This window comes from Microbacterium sp. ZW3a (assembly GCF_057167165.1).
In genome coordinates this window covers 2,274,929-2,292,524 of sequence record NZ_CM169903.1, presented here as the reverse complement: position 1 = coordinate 2,292,524, position 17,596 = coordinate 2,274,929, and the positions used below count along the sequence as shown (strand labels likewise).

Here is a 17,596-nt window from a genome sequence, read left to right as displayed (position 1 = left end):
GGGGCGTGATCCGGTCGGCGTGTCTTGGCCCGCTAGAATCTGGATTTCACCCACGAATCCCGAGGACTTCGCATGACCCGCATCTCCGATTCCGGAATCTCTCTCGCCGTCGTCGGCGCCACCGGTCAGGTCGGCACCGTCATGCTCGAGATCCTCGCGGAGCGGTCGTTCCCGATTCGTGAACTGCGTCTGTTCGCCACCGCCCGCTCGGCCGGCACCGCGGTGGAGTTCGGCGGACACTCGGTGATCGTCGAAGACGTCGCCACCGCCGACCCCGCGGGCGTCGAGGTAGCCCTGTTCTCGGCGGGAGCGACGGGCTCGCGCGCCCACGCGCCGCGCTTCGCCGAGGCCGGCGCCCTGGTGATCGACAACTCCAGCGCGTGGCGCATGGATCCCGAGGTTCCCCTCGTGGTCAGCGAGGTCAACCCGCACGCGATCGCCGAGGCGAAGAAGGGCATCGTCGCCAACCCGAACTGCACCACGATGGCCGCCATGCCGGTACTGAAGGTGCTCCACACCGAGGCGGGCCTCGAGCGTCTCATCGTGAGCACGTACCAGGCCGTGTCGGGTTCCGGTCTCGCCGGGGCGCAGGAACTGCTCGGTCAGGTCGAGGGCGTGCTCGCCCAGGGCGATGTCGAGCGGCTCGTGCGCGACGGCTCGGCGCTCGACTTCCCGCAGCCCGAGAAGTACGTCGCCCCGATCGCCTTCGACGTCATCCCCTTCGCGGGCAACCTCGTCGACGACGGCCTGAACGAGACCGACGAAGAGAAGAAGCTCCGCAACGAGAGTCGCAAGATCCTCGAACTCCCCGACCTCCGTGTCGCCGGAACGTGCGTGCGCGTGCCGGTCTTCACGGGGCACTCGCTGAGCATCAACGCCGAGTTCGCCCGCGACATCACGCCCGAGCGTGCCCGTGAGCTCCTCGCCGACGCCCCCGGCGTCCGCCTCGAAGAGGTTCCCACGCCTCTTCAGGCCGCGGGGACCGACCCCAGCTACGTCGGCCGCATCCGCGCCGACCAGTCGGCTCCCGAGGGCAAGGGACTCGTGCTGTTCATCAGCAACGACAACCTGCGCAAGGGTGCGGCGCTGAACGCGGTGCAGATCGCCGAGCTCGTCGCGCAGGGGCTCCTCACGCGCGCCTGAGCCCTGGCATCCGGATGCCGTGAGGCCCGCGTTGTCTCGACATCGAAGCGAGCGATCTCTCGATGTCGAGACACCTTCGCACGGCGCCTAGAATCGACGGGTGACCGAAAACGTCGACGTTCTCCTCATCGGAGGCGGCATCATGTCCGCCACCCTCGGCACGATGCTGAAGGATCTGCAGCCCGATCTGAAGATCGCGGTGATGGAGCGTCTCAGCGACGTCGCGCAAGAGAGCTCGAACGCCTGGAACAACGCGGGCACCGGTCACGCCGCCCTGTGCGAGCTCAACTACATGCCCGACAACCCGAACGGCCCGCTGGATCCGTCGAAGGCCGTGACGATCAACGAGCAGTTCCAGCAGAGCCGCCAGTTCTGGGCCACGCTGGTCTCGGAGGGCGTGCTTGACGAGCCCTCGACGTTCATCAACCCCACCCCGCACATGACCTTCGTGCGGGGAGAGAAAGACGTCGCGTACCTTCGCAAGCGCTACGAGGTGCTCAAGCAGCAGCCGCTGTTCGCGGGCATCGAGTACAGCGAGGACTCCCGCGTCATCAACCAGTGGGCCCCGCTGCTCATGCAGAAGCGTCGCAAGGGTGAGCCGTTCGCGGCCACGCGCGTTCCCGCGGGCACCGACGTCGACTTCGGTGCGCTCACCCGCCAGCTCTTCGCCGGGCTGCGCGAGAAGGGCGTCGAGGTCGTCACCAACAACGAGGTCAAGAACCTCACCAAGCGCAAAGACGGCGCGTGGGACGTCGCGTACCGCCACGTGATCGGCCACACTCCCGGAACCATCACGGCGAAGTTCGTCTTCGTCGGCGCGGGCGGGTGGGCGCTCAAATTGCTGCAGCGCTCCGGCATCCCCGAGATCAAGGGATACGGCGTCTTCCCGATCGGCGGCCAGTGGCTGAAGACCTCCAACCCGGCGATCGTCGCTCAGCACCGCGCGAAGGTGTACTCGCAGGCCTCGGTGGGCGCGCCGCCCATGTCGGTGCCGCACCTCGACACCCGCGTCGTCGACGGCGAGACCTCGGTGCTCTTCGGGCCCTTCGCGACCTTCAGCCCCAAGTTCCTCAAGAACGGCTCGATGCTCGACATCGTCACCCAGGTGCGCCCGCACAACCTGTTCCCGATGCTCAAGGTCGCCGTCGACAACCCGAGTCTGCTCAAATACCTCGTCAGCGAACTTCTGAAGACCCACGCGAAGAAGGTCGAGAGCCTGCGGGAGTTCGTGCCCACCGCCAAGGCCGAAGACTGGGAGCTTCTCGACGCCGGCCAGCGCGCGCAGGTGATGAAGCGCGACAAAGACAAGGGTGGCATCCTGCAGTTCGGCACCGAGGTCATCACCTCGGCGGATCACTCCATCGCCGGTCTGCTCGGCGCGTCGCCCGGAGCGTCCACCGCCGTCTCGATCATGCTCGGCCTGATCAAGACGTGCTTCCCCGACCGCATGCCCGAGTGGGAGCCGCGCCTGCGCCAGCTCATCCCCAGCTACGGCGAGACGCTCAACACGCGTCCCGACGCGGCACGGGCAGAGCTGGATGCCACGGCCCAGGCGCTCGCGATCAACGCCTGAGGCGCTCATGGCGAAGCTGTACTTCCGCTACGGAGCGATGAACTCCGGCAAGTCCACGGCCTTGCTGCAGGCGGCGTACAACTACGAGGAGCGCGGGCAGCGCGTGCTGCTGGCCAAGCCCGAGATCGACACCAAGGGTGCCGATCAGATCGCGAGCCGTCTCGGGGTCACTCGCCCGGTCGATTTCCTCGTCGGCCCCGGCGACGATCTGCGCGCGGTCTTCCAGGCTGCCGCCGGACACGCGCCGGTGGCGTGCCTCCTGGTCGACGAAGCGCAGTTCTTCACCCCCGCGCAGGTCGATGACCTCCTGCGCATCGCGGTGCTCGATGGCATCCCGGTATTGGCGTACGGCATCCGCACCGATTTCCGCACCGATGCCTTCCCGGGGTCGGCGCGTCTGATGGAGATCGCCCACAGCCTCGAAGAGTTGAAGACCATCTGCCGCTGCGGACGCAAAGCCGTCTTCAACGCGAGACTCGTCGGGGGACGCTTCGTGTTCGACGGCGACCAGGTCGCGATCGACGAGGGGCAGATCGCGGGCGAGGTCACCTACGAGTCGATGTGCGCCGCGTGCTACCTGCGCGAATCGGGCGGGCGGCTCGACGGGCGCTGAGCCCGCCGACCGATAGCCTGGAGGCATGCGCGTACTCCTGGCCGGCGGTGCCGGTTACATCGGAACTCACACGGCCGTTGCTCTGCTGGAGGCCGGCCACGACGTCGTGCTCCTCGACGATCTGTCGGGCACCCACCCGGTCGCCGCCGAACGGGTCGAGAAGATCACCGGCAAGCCTGCGCCGCTGGTGGTCGGCGACGCCGCCGACGAGGCCGTCGTCACCTCGGTGTTCGACGAGCACGGACCGATCGACGCGATCATCCACCTCGCCGCGTTCAAAGCGGTGGGGGAGTCCACGCAGAAGCCGTTGGAGTACTACTCCAACAACCTCGACACCACGTTCGCTCTGCTGCGGGTGGGCATTCCCCGCGGCATCCGGTCGTTCGTCTTCTCGAGCACCGGCACGGTGTACTCCGACCCGGCCGATCTGCCCTTCACCGAAGAGTCGACCACGAGCGTCGACCTCTCCAACGCGTACAGCAAGTCCAAGCGTATGAACGAGGTCGTCCTGGCCGACGTGGCGCGTGTGAACCCCGAGCTGAACGTGACGGTGTTGCGCTACTTCAACCCCGTGGGTGCGCACCCGTCCGGCCTGATCGGTGAAGACCCCGCCGGCATCCCGAACAACCTCATGCCGTACGTCTCGCGCGTGGCGATCGGGACGCTCGACGAGGTGGGCGTCTTCGGTGACGACTACGACACCCCCGACGGCACGGGGCTCCGCGACTACATTCACGTGGTGGACCTCGCCGAGGGGCACGTGGTCGCCCTCGAGCAGGCGCAGCCCGGGCATGAGGTGTTCAATCTTGGGACGGGGCGCCCCGTCAGCGTCCTGGAGCTCGTGGCATCGTTCGAGAAGGCGGTGGGTCATGAGCTGCCGAAGAAGATCCTGGCGCGGCGCCCTGGCGACGTCGCCGCCACCTACTGCGATCCCTCCAAGGCTGCAGACGTGCTCGGATGGCGCACCCGCCTGACGATCGACGACGCCTGCCGCGACTACTGGAACTGGCAGACCACCAACCCCGCCGGGTACGCAACCCCCGCCGAAGCCTGACGGTCGGCGCCTAAGCTTGTGTGGTCAGGCCACACGGCCTGGTCGTCGATGAGCGAGGGAATGCCATGCCCGATTCCGCACTCCGCGCCTGGCAGGTCGTGCTCGACCGCGTCGAGCGCGACCTTCGCGACGGGCGACTCTCGCCCGGTGACCGGCTGACGCCGGAGCGCGAGCTGGCGACGCAACTGGGCGTGGGGCGCTCGAGCGTCCGCGAGGCCATCCGCGTGCTCGAGGTGCTCGGCGTGGTCCGCACGGCGACGGGGTCGGGTCCCACGTCCGGAGCCATGATCGTGACGACGCCGCGCGGAGGGCTCGCGGCCTTCCTTCGCCTTCAGGTCGCGGCCAGCGGCTTCCCCCTCGTCGACGTCGTCCGCACCCGCATCGTGCTCGAGAGCGACATCGCCGAGACGCTGGCCGAGGCCGACGCCGACCTCACCGAGATCCGCGGCATCCTGGATGCCATGGACACCGCCCGACTCGAGCGGGATGAGTTCCTCGCGCTCGACGCCCGGTTCCACCAGGCGCTGGCGGAAGCGTCGGGCAATGCGGTGGTCGCCGCGATGATGGCAGGACTCCGCAGCTCGATCGAGTCGTACACGCGGGCGGGGGCCGCGCGCCTGGCCGACTGGGAGACGACCTCGGAGCGGCTGCGAGCTGAGCACCGCGGGATCGTCGAGGCCGTCGCCGACGGCGATGCGAACGCGGCGCGCGAGCGTATTCGGGAGCACATTGCGGGATACTCCGCGCAGGTCGCCGAAGCGCTCGGTGGGCCCGACGGTGATGCCCTCGGGAGGGATGCCGCGTGAGCGACCGCCCCGTGCGCCCGCCGCGCCCGCAGCACGTGCTCGACGTGGTCTCGGCCGAGCGACTTACCCCGCACCTCGTGCGCGTCCGAGCCCGGGGCACAGACCTGTCGGCCTTTCGCGAGAGCCCGTACACCGATCGCTACGTGAAGATCACCTTCGTCAAGCCCGAGCTGGGCCTGCAGCCGCCGTACGACCTCGCAGCGCTGCGGGAGACGCTCGCCCCCGAAGATCTCCCCGTCACCCGCACCTACACCGTGCGCGAGGTCGCGGGCGACGAGATCGCGATCGACTTCGTCGTCCACGGCGACGAGGGGCTGGCGGGGCCCTGGGCGGCGCGGGCGCAGCTGGGCGAGCGCATGGTCGTCTCGTCCCCGGGCGGCGGCTACGCGCCCGATCCCGGCGCGGACTGGCATCTGCTCGCCGGCGATGAGTCAGCGCTGCCGGCGATCTCGGCGGCTCTCGAGGCACTCGACCCCGGCGCTCGGGGTGCGGCGTTCCTCGAGGTGGCGGGCGTCGCCGATGAGCTGCCGCTGACCGTGCCCGCCGGCGTCGAGATCGTCTGGCTGCACCGGGGTGACGATGTGCCCGCGGGCACGTCCCCGGTGCTCGTGGACGCCGTCACGGCGTGGACGGTGCCGGACGGACGGGGTCACGTCTTCGCCCACGGGGAGCGCGAGGCCATGAAGGCGCTGCGCGAGGTGTTCTTCCGCGCGTGGGGTCTGGACCGCGCCCAGGTGTCGCTCTCGGGGTACTGGGCCTACGGACGCACCGAAGATCGCTTCCAGGCCGAAAAGCGCGAGCCGATCGGCGAGATCCTCTAGGAGCTCGTCGAGCCCGGTGGCCTCAGGCGCGCGCCGGCAGCGTAGGGAGAAGAGCCTCGAGGTAGTCGGCGGTGTCTTCCCACCCGTGCACCGCGTGGCACTCGACGCCCATCGCCAGCACCGGGTAGTCGTTGCCGTCGGGGTCGAGACGGTCACCGACGAAGAGCATGTCGTCGAGGTCGATCCCCGTGGCCTCGGCGAGCTTGCGCATGCCGTAGGCCTTGTCGATGCCGCGGTGGGTGATGTCGACCGAGGTGGACCCGCCGGAGCGGACCTCGAGGTCGGGGATGCGGGCGGCGACCGCCTCGCGCAGGCTGTTCTTCTTCTCGCCCGTCGGGTCCCACGCCATCTTCGCCTCGAGCGGGGCCTTCTGGCCGAGGGCAGAGAAGGTGATCTGCGAACCGCGGTCCTCGAGGATCTCGCCCCACGGCTCGGCCTCCCACAGGCCCAGGCGCTCGGCCTCTTCGCGGACGGCGGTGAGTGCGCGGGTCTTCTCGTCGTCGGTGAGCGAGTGCGCGTAGACGGTCTGAACGCCATCGGTGCTCAGGCGATAGTACTGCGTGCCGCAGGTCGGCATGAGGTGCAGGTGCGACAGCAGATCGGAGTCGGCCTCGGGCAGGCGCTCGACGACCTGGGAACGGAACTGCTGCAGCTGACCGCCCGAGATGATGGCGACCTCGACGCGCTCCGCGAGAGCGAGCAGCAGGTCACCGATGCGCGGGTCGATCGCGGTCTTCGACGGGGCGAGGGTGTCGTCGAGGTCGAAGGCGACGAGACGGGGCGAGGTGTCGGACACGATGCTCCTGGGGAGGTGAAAGGTGTATCTCGGTACACGAGAGGCCCCACCCGAAGGTGGAGCCTCTCTGCGGTCGGGGTGACAGGATTTGAACCTGCGGCCTCGTCGTCCCGAACGACGCGCGCTACCAAGCTGCGCCACACCCCGTGGCCAACCCTGCAAGTCTACCCCGTTCGACGGCATGGTTCGAACCGAGCCGTAGCACGGGCGCGTCGCTCGGCTCGGTTCGACCCATGGGTCGACGTGTCGCGTTCGCGAACCGCCGGGGTGAGCGCGACATGGCCGAACGGCGCGCCCACCCCGACGGGTGCACGTTCCTCAGGCGCGGCCGGCCGGACGCCGGCGGCTGCGCCCGACGAGGATCGCGGCGACGCCGACGGCGATGGTGCACGAAGCGAGTACTCCCGCGGGCGCGAGACCCATGGCAGAGATCCCGGTCGCCGCGAGGGCTCTCGCCGGAGGCTCGGCGACGGGCGGCGGGACGGGTGTCGGCGTGGGGCTCGGCGTCGGCGCGTCCGTGGGCGGCGGCGCTACCCACTGCTCAGTTTGCGAGGGCGCGCCGAAGCGCTCGAGCCAGCGGTAGCGCGCCGGGAGATGCGGGAGGGTCGCGGCATCCTGGTCGGCGCGCTCGATGCGCCAGACCGCGGTGTAAACGCCGGGACCGGGCAGCGGTTGCGGGGTGGTCACGGTGTAGGTTCCGGCGCCGACGGCCGGGTCGGTGGTCAGGTCGAGGCGCGCCACGGGCTGCAGACCGGAGGGGATCTCCGACGACTCGGCCGGGAACGCTCCGGTGCGGTAAAGATCGGCCCGTGCCCGAAGGCGCACGAACGTGCCGTCGGCGTGGCGTGGCCAGGGGCCCTCTCCGGAGGAGAACGACACCTCATCGACGAAGCGTCCGTCTTCCAGCCGGGCCTGCGTCTGGATGCGCGGGGAGAACCGCACGGGGCGAGGCGTGGCATCCTCCGCCGTCAGGTCGAACCGCAGCGGCTCCGCCGGGCCGGCTGACTCCTGCTGTCCCGGTGTGGTGAACAGGCGAATCGCGGCCGCGCGCACCGTGAAGGCTCCGCGGGCGCGCACCGTATACGGACGCCCGTCGGTGTTCGCGGGCGGCGAGGCCAGAATGGGGTACGCCACGCCGGGCGTCACGGCGGAGCGGTCGGCGGAGCCGGTGTCGGCGAAGACGGCGCCGTCGAGGTGCAGCCCGCCCGTCGCCTCAGGGTCGACGTCGGCGGTGACGGTTCCCCGCGTCGGGTCACCCGGGTCGGTGGTGAGGTCGAGCGCCCCGCCGAGGCGGGGAACCCGCACGGCGGCGGCCTCGGCGAGATACTGCTCGGCGCGGTCTTGGATCGCCGCGCTGTTCTCGGGGCTGGCGCGGCGCATGATGTAGTCGATCGCCTCGCGCAGCGACTCGCCCTCGTAGCCCCACGAGTGCAAGGTCGTGTCTCGGTCGACGATCGCTTTGACGGCCCAGCCCACCGCGGCGGCCCGGACGGGGTCGTCGGTCTGTCCATAGGTGGTGACCAGGTGGTTGACCGACACCAGTTGCTGTGGCGACAGCCCGTTCACGTCGGTGCGGACGCCGTGGTCGGTCGTCGTTCCGGTGGCCAGGGGAAGCCCGGGGTGGATGCAGTACGTGTGGACGTCACCCACCCGCATGGAGCCGTGCCACCCCGTCGATGACAGCGGCGCCCAGGTGCCGAAGCCCGTTCCGCGATCGGCCGCCTGAGCAGGAGCGGCCACGACCGCGGTTGCGCCGACGAGTCCGGCAGCCACGGCGAGAGCCAGCACGGCGCGCGGCAGTGCACGACGTCGGCGAGGGCGGGGAGGTGGATGGTGCATGGGGAGTCCCTTCGGTCGAGGAGACTCGATCCTGCGACGTGGGGGACGTCCCGCGATGGCCGAAGGGGCCGATCCGTGGAGGGATCGGCCCCTTCGGTCGTGGGGGAGGAGGGGTCAGCGGGGGAGGAGCGTCAGCAGCGTCGCCTCGGGCCGGCACGCGAACCGTACCGGCGCATAAATCGAATGGCCGAGGCCGGCACTGACGTTGAGCGGAACCGTCCGGCCACCGTGCGACCACTCGCTCAGCCCGCGGGCCTGGTCGAGCGGCAGGTCGCAGTTCGACACGAGCGCCTTCCGGCTGAACGGCACCCGTACCTGGCCGCCGTGGGTGTGTCCGGCCAGCAGCACGTCGGCACCCAGATCCACGAACCGGTCGAGCGTCCTGCGGTACGGCGCGTGCATCACGCCGAGAGTGAGGTCAGCGGCATCCAGGGTGTCGAGTACCGGGGGAATGAGCTCGGGCTTGTCCCAGTTGCGGTGGGCGTCGTTGACGCCGAAGGCCGTGACCCGCAGCCCCTTCACTTCGACGGACACCGCGGTGTCGTCGAGAATGCTCCACCCCAGATCGTCGGTGAAGAACCGGTCGAGCGCGTCGACGTCGAGGTGCTTATGGACGGGGAGATTAGCGGAGGGCCCGAGGAAGTAGCGGAACGGGTTTCGGGGCGACGGCTCTTGGAAGTCGTTCGACCCGTGCACCGCCAGCCCCGGCACGCCCCGTAGAGGAGTAAAGGCCGAACGGATGCCGAGGAGCCCGTCGCGGTGACCGAGGTTATCGCCCGTGTTGATCACGAGATCGGGGGAGAGCTCGGCGAGCCGCGCCATCCACTCTTGCTTCCGGTGCTGCCACGGTGCCATGTGGGCGTCGGACACGTGGAGCACGCGCACCGCATCCGACCCCTTCGGCAGCACTCGCAGCGCGTGGTACCGCACCGTGAACAGGTAGCGCTCGACGCCCACGCCCCAGACGGCGGCGCCGACAGCGGCCGCCCCCGCGACCCCGAGGGGCGCGAGGGCGGCCTTCACGAGCGAACCCGTCACGGGCATTCCTTCGCGACGATGTTCATGCTGACGGTGGTGTTCTTGTTGGTGGACGTGCCCGGAGCGGGGTTCGTGGCCGTCACCCGGCCCTCGGCCGGAGCCGCGGGGTCGTTCTGGCACGATCCGATCGACACGGAGCCGAAGCCCGCCGACGACAAGCCCGCCCGTGCACTGTTGACGTTCTGGCCTACGACGTCGGGCACGGTTCCTCCCTGGCCATTGCCGGGGCGGATGGTGATGACCGAACCCGCGGCGGCCGAACCGCTCGGGCTCTGCTCGGCGACCCGGTCGCCACCGAACTCCGAATCCACGGGATCCCCCACAGACACCCGGAATCCGGATCGATCGAGCGTGGAACGGGCGCTGTCGATGCTCTGTCCGACGACGTTCGGCACGTCTCGCTGGACGGTCCGCAGCAGGCTCTGCGCCGGATCGGGGAAGCGGTCGCCGCCGTAGAACTCGTTGGCGGCGCTCTGCACGTCGCGGGCGAGAGTGTAGCGCATGTCGCTCAGTCGCAGCCCGTTGGAGTACCGATCGAAGAGGTCGACGTCGCCCGTCCAGTTGCCGACCCACACGGCGGTGGTGACGTTGGTGGACGATTCGATCATCCAGGTCTGGAAGCCCTCGTGCGTCCCGGTCTTGCCCATGACGGCGACACCGTCGCGCGGGTTGGCAGACGAACCGGTGCCGCCACCGGCCATCACGCCCTGCAGCGCATAGGCGGCGGTCGACGCGACCTCGGGGGTGAGGACCGGCTCGCAGTCGCGCTCGGGGATCCGGCGTTCAGCGCCGTCGGCATCCGTCACCTTGTCGATGACCTTGGGCTGGCAGTGGCTGCCGCCGTTGGCCACCGTGCCGAACGCGCCCGCCATAGCGATCGGCGAGACGTTGTCGCTACCGATGACCTCGTTGGCGTTGGCCATGAGGATCTCTTTGCCGTCACCGCTGGTGACGCCCATCTTCTTGACCACCGTGGCGATGTCGCACAGGTCCAGCTGAGCGGCCATGGCGAGATATCCGGTGTTCAGAGAGTCGCGCGTGAACATCATGGGGGTGCCGACGTACCCGCCGTTGTTCGCGAAGTTGTTGATGCGGACGTTGCCCTGGTTGATCCAGTCGCCCTGACACGAGTTCTTCATGTTCGGCACCGGCTGCAGACGACCGTTCAGCTGCTCGTTGAGCGAGTGCCCCTTCTCGAGCCAGTCCACCAGCGTGAACAGCTTGAACGTCGACCCGGCGTTGAAGCCGATGGATCCTCCGATCGTCGAATCGCCGGCGAAGACGATCGAGTTGTACGACGGGTCGGACTCCGCGAGCTCGGGATCCTGCGGGAACTTGGTGTTCTGCGCGATGGCGAGGATACGGCCGGTCTTGGCTTCCATGCTCACCGCCGTCGCGCCGAACTTCATGCCGTCGAGGCTCTGCGGCGTGTTCTCGTTCATCGTGCCCTGGGCGGCATCCTGCATGCGCCAATCCAGCGTCGTCTGGATGGTCAAGCCGTCCTGACGGAGGGCGCGCACGCGGTCATCGACCTCGGCTCCGAAGGCGGGATCGTTCAGGATCGTCGCGACGACGTACTCGCAGAAGTACGGGGCACGCGAGGTGCCGCACCCCTGGTCGGTCGACGTCAGGTTCGGCGTGATCGGCTCGACCGCGAACTGCACATACTGCTCGTGCGTGATCTTGCCGTCGGCCTCCATGCGGCTGAGCACGTAGAGCTGGCGACCCTTGGTCTCGCTGTAGGCGTCGGCGGCGGCCACGAGCTGGTCCTGCGTGATCTCGCCGTTGTCGCGGAGCGTGTACAGCGCCTGGATCGTGCTCTGGTCGACGTCGTCGATCGAGCCGTCGGCCTGCTTGTTGTACGCCGTGCCGTCGTTGTCGAAGATCGAGCCGTCAGCCCGGTCGATGCGGAAGCGGTTCGGATTCTGCACCATGCCGGCCAGGATCGCGGCCTGACCGACGTTGAGGTCGGCGGCCGAGACGTTGAAGTAGCGCTTGGCCGCGGCGTCGATGCCGTAGGTCGTGCCGCCGAAGTTGGCGATGTTCAGGTAGCCGAGAAGGATCTGGTCTTTCGTGTACTGCTTCTCGAGCTGTACCGCGTACCGCATCTCCTGCAGCTTGCGCTGATACCCCTCGACGCCCTGGGCCTGGATGGCCTCGAGCGCGCACTCCTGGAGGACCTCGTCGCGCGTCTTGGCGGGGGCCTCGTCGGTGGCCTCGATGGCACGCGCATCTCGCTCACAGCGCTGCACGAGAACGTTCTTGACGTACTGCTGGCTGATCGAGGATCCACCCTGCGTCTCGCCGCCCGCGGCATTGCTGAGCAGGGCGCGGGTGGTTCCGATCAGGTCGACACCACCGTGCTGGTAATAGCGCGGGTCTTCCGACGACAGAACCGCGTCGTACATGACGGGATTGACCTGGTCGAAGGTCACGGGCGAACGGTTCTGGTCGTAGAACTTCGCCAGCACCTGGTCGCCCGCCATCAGCGTCGTCGGCAGCATGAGCTGGTCGGGCTGCAGGTAACCCGGCATGTTGTCGAAGATCGTGATGGCGCTCGACGCCGCCAGACCCGATACGGCGATCGCCGGGGTCACGGCCGCGGTCACAAGGACGCCGGCGGCCGCGCTCAGGCCGACGAGGCCGACGATGCCGCCGAGGGCACCGCTAGCCGTACGTTTGTTCTCAGGCATAGGGTTGATGCTAAGCGACGTTGCTGGGCGATGCCTTGAAGGGCGTGCGCTCGCGCGCGTACGCGTCCATCTCTCTCGCTCGCCCGTCGAGCCGACCCGCCGGGAGTCCCGTATGACCACGTGGGAGTACCTCACCACACCGCTGCTGATCCACAACACCGCCGCGATCCTCAACAACTGGGGCAAGCAGGGGTGGGAGCTCGTGCAGGTGGTGACCGGCCCCGAAGGCGGACTCGTGGCCTACTTCAAGCGTCCCGTCGGCGGGGGCGAGGCGAACGTCGGCCTCGGTGCCGCCGCGACCGCCGCGCGCCAGTTCGAGGGCCAGCAGTGAGCGTCTCGGAGCGCCTGGCCGCGCTCGGCGTCGAGGTCCCGTCGGTCGTCCCACCCGTCGCGGCCTACATTCCGGCGAAGCGCCACGGCGATCTCGTCTACACCTCGGGCCAGCTCCCCATGGTGCAGGGCGCACTCCCGGTCACCGGCAAGGTCGGTGCCGCGGAGGGGCTCGTCTCGGCGGAGGATGCCAAGACCCTGGCGCGTCAGTGCGCGCTCAATGCCCTCGCGGCGGCGGCGTCGCTGGTGGGCGGCGTCGACAACATCACCGGCGTGCTCAAGCTCACCGGGTTCGTGGCATCCGTGCCCGAATTCACCGGGCAGCCCGGCGTCATCAACGGTGCGAGCGAGTTCTTCGGCGAGGTCTTCGGCGAGGCGGGGGCCCACGCGCGCTCGGCCGTCGGCGTGCCGGTGCTGCCGCTGGACAGCCCGGTCGAGGTCGAGGTCATCTTCACCGTCGCCTGAGGCTCGCGTCTTTACCGCGCTTCTTCGTCGCGCTCCGCGGCCTCGCGCTCCGCGTCGGTGGCCACGTAGCCCTCGATGTGCCGCTCGTCGACACCGGAGTACGCCGACAACGGGCGGATGAGGGCGTTGGATGCCGCCTGCTCCCGGATGTGCGCCGTCCACCCCGTCACCCGCGCGGCGACGAACAGCGGCGTGAACGTCGGAGTGTCGAAACCGATGAGGTGGTACGCCGGGCCCGACGGGTAGTCGAGGTTGGGGTAGATGCCCTTCCGGGAAACGAACTCGCTCTCGAGCGCGTCGTAGAGCGCGGCGAGGTCGCCGGCGGCGTTGTGCTCGACGAGCGTGTCGAGGGCGGCCTTCATCGTCGGCACGCGCGAGTCGCCCTTCTTGTACACGCGGTGACCGAAGCCCATGATCTTGCGCTTCTCGGCGAGGGCGGCGTCCAGCCACGGCCCGACGTTCTCGGCCGATCCGATCTCGTCGAGGATGTGCATCACGGCCTCGTTCGCGCCTCCGTGCAGCGCGCCTTTGAGCGCACCGATCGCGCCGACGACCGCGGAGTACAGGTCGGCCGTGGTCGAGGTGATCACGCGCGCGGTGAAGGTCGATGCGTTGAAGGAGTGTTCCGCGTACAGGATCATCGACACCGTGAACGCGCGGGCGACGACCTCGTCGGCCTCGTCGCCGAAGGTCATCCAGAGGAAGTTGCGCGCGTAGTCCAGGTCGGCGCGCGGCTCGACGAGCTCCTCTCCGCGCCGCCGGCGCTGGTCGTAGGCGACCATCGCGGGGATCTTCGCGAACAGCAGCTTCGCCTTCGCGAGGTCGGCGTCGGGGGAGTTGTCGGCCACCTCGGCCGCCGGCGCCGAGGCCCCGAGCACCGAGACCGCGGTGCGGATGGCATCCATCGGGTGAGCGTCGAGCGGCAGCAGGTCGATCGCGGTGCGCACCGCCGGGTCGAGATCGCGGTGGGCACGCTCGAACCGCTCGAACGCCGCCAGCTCCTCGGCCGAGGGCAGCTCGCCGTTCCACAGCAGCAGGGCCACGGCCTCGAACGACTGCGTCGCGGCGAGCTCCTGCACGGGATATCCGCGGTAGAGCAGGCTGTTGGTGTCGGGGTTGACCTTGCTGACGGCGGTGTGGTCCACCGTCACCCCGGCCAGGCCCTTCTTGATCTCGACGTCGCTCATGCTCACTCCTTCGTGATGGTGAAATCGAACACGTTCGCGTCGAAGCGCGAGTACTGCTCGTAGTCGATGAGGTCGTACAGGTCGGCGCGGTGCTGCATCTCGCCGAGCTTCTCGCGCAGGTGACCCTCGGATGCCAGGGCGTCCAGGCCCCGGTCGGCCGAACCCATCGCCAACCGCAGGAGCGACACGGGCCAGATCACCAGGTTGACCCCGGCGTCGCGTAACTGGGCCGTCGAGAACAGCTCGCTCTTCCCGAACTCGGTCATGTTCGCCAGGATCGGCACGTTCAGCGCCGCGCGCATGGCCTCGAACTCGCCGAGGTCACGCATCGCCTCGGGGAAGATCGCGTCGGCGCCGGCGTCGACCAGGGCCTTCGCGCGGTCGATCGCGGCATCCAGGCCCTCGACCGCTCGCACGTCGGTGCGGGCCATGATGAGGAAGTCGGGGTCGCGCCGCGCGTCGACGGCGGCGCGGATGCGTTTGACCGCGGTGTCGGCGTCGACGACGCTCTTGCCGTCGAGGTGGCCGCAGCGCTTCGGGTTGACCTGGTCCTCGATGTGGGTGCCGGCCAACCCCGCGTCTTCCAGCGTCTGGATCGTGCGGGCGACGTTCATCGGTTCGCCGAACCCGGTGTCGGCGTCGATGATCGCGGGAAGTTCCGTCATGCGCGCGATCTGCTGACCACGGCCCGCGACCTCGCTCAGCGTCGTCAGACCGATGTCGGGCAGTCCCAGGTCGGCCGAGATGACGGCACCCGAGATGTAGACGCCCTCGAAGCCCTTCCGCTCGATGAGCCGGGCCGACAGCGGGTTGAAGGCTCCCGGCATCCGCACGAGTTCTCCGGATGCCAGCTTCTCGCGCAGCGCGCGGCGCTTCTGCGCCGGGTTGGTCTGGGAGTACAGCATCAGTTCTCCTCCGCCGGACGTGCGCAACTCCGGAAGATCTGCGTCGTGGTGGTGCGGGCGTCGCGGAAATGCGCGGGTGTCCGGCCGCCGGGCGTGGGAATCTCAGGAGTTGCGCACGCCGCGGGTCCGGGCCGGCGCATCAGAACAGCCCCTTCGGCGCCGGAGCCAGCGCCAGCACACCGGGCTTCGCGACGATCGTCAGCTGCAGCACCTCGGCGGGGGTGAGCTCGGGCAGGCGCTGGACGAGCTCGAGGAACCGCTCGATCTCGTCGGCGGCGAGTACGGGCTCGGCGAGCAGCCGGAACTTTCGCACGTAGTCCTCACGGGCGAAGGGGCGGGCGCCGAGCGGGTGGGCGTCGGCGACGGCGATCTCGTCCTCGACGACCGAGCCGTCGGCGAGGGTGATGACCACGCGGCCGCCGAAGGCCTTCTCGTTCGGGTCCTCGGAGTGGTAGCGGCGTGTCCACTCGGCATCCTCGGCCGTGGTGATCATGTGCCACAGGGCCACGGTGTCTTCGCGGCCCGCGCGCTCGGGGGCGTAGGAGTCGACGTGATGCCACGCACCGTCCTGCAGCGCCACGGCGAAGATGTACGGGATCGAGTGGTCGAGGGTCTCGCGCGAGGCGGTGGGGTCGTACTTCTGGGGGTCGCCCGATCCCGAACCGATCACGTAGTGCGTGTGGTGGCTGGTGTGCAGAACGATGGATGCCACGTTCGCCGGGTCGCGCAGTTCGGGCCGCTCCGTGCCCAGGCGCCGGGCGAGGTCGATCCAGGCCTGCGCCTGATACTCGGCGGAGTGCTCCTTCGTGTAGCTGTCGAGGATGGCGCGCTTGGACTCGCCGTCGGCGGGGAGGGGCACGTCGTACGTGGCATCCGGTCCGTCGAGCATCCAGGCGATCACGCCGTCTTCGCCCTCGTAGATGGGGGAGGGGCTGGTCTCGCCGCGCATGGCCCGGTCGACGGCCTCGACCGCCATCTTTCCGGCGAAGGCGGGGGCGTGCGCCTTCCAGGTCGAGATCTCGCCCTTGCGCGACTGGCGCGTGGCGGTCGTGGTGTGGAGGGCCTGCCCGATCGCCTGGTAGATCGCCTCCTGGTCGAGGTCGAGCAGGGTGCCGATACCCGCGGCGGCGGAGGGGCCGAGATGGGCGACGTGGTCGATCTTGTGCTTGTGGAGCGAGATCGCGCGCACGAGGTCGATCTGCACCTCGTAGGCGGTGGCGAGCGCGCGCACCACCGCGGCGCCGTCGCGTCCGGTGTGCTGGGCGACGGCGAGCACGGGCGGGATGTTGTCGCCGGGGTGGGAGTAGTCGGCGGCGAGGAAGGTGTCGTGATAGTCGAGTTCGCGCACCGCGACGCCGTTCGCCCACGCCGCCCATTCGGGGCTCGAACGGCGCTCCAGCGCGCAGCCGAACACGGTCGCCCCGACCCCGCCGATCGACACGGCGTGGTCGAGGGCCTGCTGGCGGGCGGCGCTCACGGGACGACGGGTGAGCGAGGCGGCGGCGACGGCGGCGTTGTCGATGAGGCGGTTGACGATCATGTCGACCACGTCGTCGTCGACCGCGACCGGGTCGACCGCGATGCGCGCGAGAGCCCACGCCAGCTGCCCCTCGCGGGCGAGGTTCTCGTCGCTGCGGTGCACGCGGAGGTGGTGGGTGATCGTCATGCGGAGGCCTTTCGGTCGGGCGCGGGAACGGCGTCGTCGAGGGACTCGAGGATGCTCGTGAGGGCGTTGTGCAGGTGCACGTGGGTCGCGTGCGCGGCGAGGTCGGCGTTGCCCGCGGCGATCGCGAGCGCGATCAGCCGGTGCTCCGACACCGAGGCGGCGAGCCGCTCGGGCTGGTACCGGGCGAGGCGCCGCACGCGCACGAGGTGGGTGCGGACGGTGCGCAGTGCGTGAGTCAAATACTCGTTGGCGGAGGCGGCGTCGAGGGCCGCGTCGAAGTCGGCGATGAGGCGGTAGTAGGCGTCGCGGGCCGCCTCTCCGTCGAGACGTGCTGTGCCGAAGGCCTCCGCGAGAGCAGTGAACTCGGACGCGCGCCCCGAAGCCGCAGCCAGCCGCGCCGCGGTCTCTTCGAGCGCGCGCCGCACGACGAAGAGCGATCGGATGTCGTCGTGATCCACGTGGGTCACGACGGTCACGCGCGGCGAGGCCTGGGCGACGAGTCCATCGGCGGTGAGTCGGGCCAGGGCCGTGCGCAGCGGAGTGCGGCTCACGCCGAGGCGGGCCGACTGCTCGACCTCGCCGAGCACGGTGCCGGGGGCGAGAGCGCCGGTCTGGATCTCTTCGAGGAGCGCGGAGTAGGCGCGGTCACTGGCGCGCATGGCATCCC

The 17,596-nt window shown here is 69.5% G+C and carries 16 protein-coding genes and 1 tRNA gene; 8 read left to right on the top strand and 9 right to left on the bottom strand.

Features of this window, described 5'->3' with window-relative positions; genetic code table 11:
* Positions 1-72 precede the first annotated feature (72 nt).
* The 6 genes from ACU6WY_RS10800 to ACU6WY_RS10775 all read left to right on the top strand — a co-directional run bounded on the left by ACU6WY_RS10800 (position 73) and on the right by ACU6WY_RS10775 (position 6,010).
* Positions 73-1,143: an aspartate-semialdehyde dehydrogenase gene (locus tag ACU6WY_RS10800; protein ID WP_483819658.1), complete on the top strand. Its 1,071-nt coding sequence runs from the start codon at positions 73-75 to the stop codon at positions 1,141-1,143.
* Between the two features lie 142 nt (positions 1,144-1,285).
* The gene (mqo, locus tag ACU6WY_RS10795) at positions 1,286-2,716 is read left to right on the top strand and encodes a malate dehydrogenase (quinone) (RefSeq protein ID WP_483821905.1); all 1,431 of its coding nucleotides are present in this window, start codon (positions 1,286-1,288) and stop codon (positions 2,714-2,716) included.
* Positions 2,717-2,723: 7 nt separating this feature from the next.
* Positions 2,724-3,329, top strand: coding sequence for a thymidine kinase (locus ACU6WY_RS10790; RefSeq protein ID WP_483819657.1), 606 nt, complete (start codon positions 2,724-2,726; stop codon positions 3,327-3,329).
* Positions 3,330-3,354: 25 nt separating this feature from the next.
* A complete protein-coding gene (gene galE, locus ACU6WY_RS10785; RefSeq protein WP_483819656.1) occupies positions 3,355-4,383 on the top strand; it encodes a UDP-glucose 4-epimerase GalE in 1,029 nt (342 codons plus the stop codon).
* Between the two features lie 65 nt (positions 4,384-4,448).
* Positions 4,449-5,189, top strand: coding sequence for a FadR/GntR family transcriptional regulator (locus tag ACU6WY_RS10780; RefSeq protein ID WP_483819655.1), 741 nt, complete (start codon positions 4,449-4,451; stop codon positions 5,187-5,189).
* Entirely contained in the window at positions 5,186-6,010 is an 825-nt protein-coding gene (locus ACU6WY_RS10775) for a siderophore-interacting protein (RefSeq protein ID WP_483819654.1), read from the top strand. The genes ACU6WY_RS10780 and ACU6WY_RS10775 overlap by 4 nt, the downstream gene beginning before the upstream one ends.
* A 22-nt stretch (positions 6,011-6,032) precedes the next feature.
* Here ACU6WY_RS10775 and ACU6WY_RS10770 read toward each other — a convergent pair whose 3' ends face one another.
* From ACU6WY_RS10770 to ACU6WY_RS10750, 5 genes are all read right to left on the bottom strand, one after another.
* Positions 6,033-6,806 carry an HAD-IIB family hydrolase gene (locus ACU6WY_RS10770; protein WP_483819653.1) on the bottom strand — a complete coding sequence of 258 codons (774 nt, stop codon included), beginning with the start codon at positions 6,804-6,806 and terminating at the stop codon, positions 6,033-6,035.
* Positions 6,807-6,879: 73 nt separating this feature from the next.
* Positions 6,880-6,953 (bottom strand) — tRNA-Pro (locus ACU6WY_RS10765).
* Positions 6,954-7,124: 171 nt separating this feature from the next.
* On the bottom strand, positions 7,125-8,645 hold the full coding sequence (locus ACU6WY_RS10760; RefSeq protein ID WP_483819652.1) for a hypothetical protein: 1,521 nt from the start codon (positions 8,643-8,645) through the stop codon (positions 7,125-7,127).
* A gap of 114 nt (positions 8,646-8,759) precedes the next feature.
* The gene (locus ACU6WY_RS10755; RefSeq protein WP_483819651.1) at positions 8,760-9,689 is read right to left on the bottom strand and encodes a metallophosphoesterase; all 930 of its coding nucleotides are present in this window, start codon (positions 9,687-9,689) and stop codon (positions 8,760-8,762) included.
* Positions 9,680-12,376 (bottom strand): transglycosylase domain-containing protein, encoded by a 2,697-nt coding sequence (locus tag ACU6WY_RS10750; protein ID WP_483819650.1) that lies wholly within the window; start codon positions 12,374-12,376, stop codon positions 9,680-9,682. Before ACU6WY_RS10750 ends, ACU6WY_RS10755 begins: the two co-directional genes overlap by 10 nt.
* Before the next feature lie 112 nt (positions 12,377-12,488).
* On the opposite strand from ACU6WY_RS10750, the gene sp36 reads away from it, so the two are divergent.
* Both sp36 and ACU6WY_RS10740 read left to right on the top strand, forming a co-directional pair.
* Positions 12,489-12,707, top strand: coding sequence for a Sp36 family protein (gene sp36 / locus ACU6WY_RS10745; protein WP_483819649.1), 219 nt, complete (start codon positions 12,489-12,491; stop codon positions 12,705-12,707).
* The gene (locus ACU6WY_RS10740; RefSeq protein WP_483819648.1) at positions 12,704-13,171 is read left to right on the top strand and encodes a RidA family protein; all 468 of its coding nucleotides are present in this window, start codon (positions 12,704-12,706) and stop codon (positions 13,169-13,171) included. Before sp36 ends, ACU6WY_RS10740 begins: the two co-directional genes overlap by 4 nt.
* A gap of 11 nt (positions 13,172-13,182) precedes the next feature.
* Here the strand turns inward: ACU6WY_RS10740 and ACU6WY_RS10735 are convergent, their stop codons facing one another.
* From ACU6WY_RS10735 to ACU6WY_RS10720, 4 genes are all read right to left on the bottom strand, one after another.
* Positions 13,183-14,358: a bifunctional 2-methylcitrate synthase/citrate synthase gene (locus ACU6WY_RS10735; RefSeq protein WP_483819647.1), complete on the bottom strand. Its 1,176-nt coding sequence runs from the start codon at positions 14,356-14,358 to the stop codon at positions 13,183-13,185.
* Between the two features lie 2 nt (positions 14,359-14,360).
* The gene (gene prpB / locus ACU6WY_RS10730) at positions 14,361-15,263 is read right to left on the bottom strand and encodes a methylisocitrate lyase (protein ID WP_483819646.1); all 903 of its coding nucleotides are present in this window, start codon (positions 15,261-15,263) and stop codon (positions 14,361-14,363) included.
* 139 nt (positions 15,264-15,402) lie between these two features.
* Positions 15,403-16,929, bottom strand: a complete 1,527-nt coding sequence (locus ACU6WY_RS10725; RefSeq protein ID WP_483819645.1) for an MmgE/PrpD family protein — start codon at positions 16,927-16,929, stop codon at positions 15,403-15,405.
* Positions 16,926-17,588 carry a GntR family transcriptional regulator gene (locus ACU6WY_RS10720; protein ID WP_483819644.1) on the bottom strand — a complete coding sequence of 221 codons (663 nt, stop codon included), beginning with the start codon at positions 17,586-17,588 and terminating at the stop codon, positions 16,926-16,928. Before ACU6WY_RS10720 ends, ACU6WY_RS10725 begins: the two co-directional genes overlap by 4 nt.
* Positions 17,589-17,596: the final 8 nt, after the last annotated feature.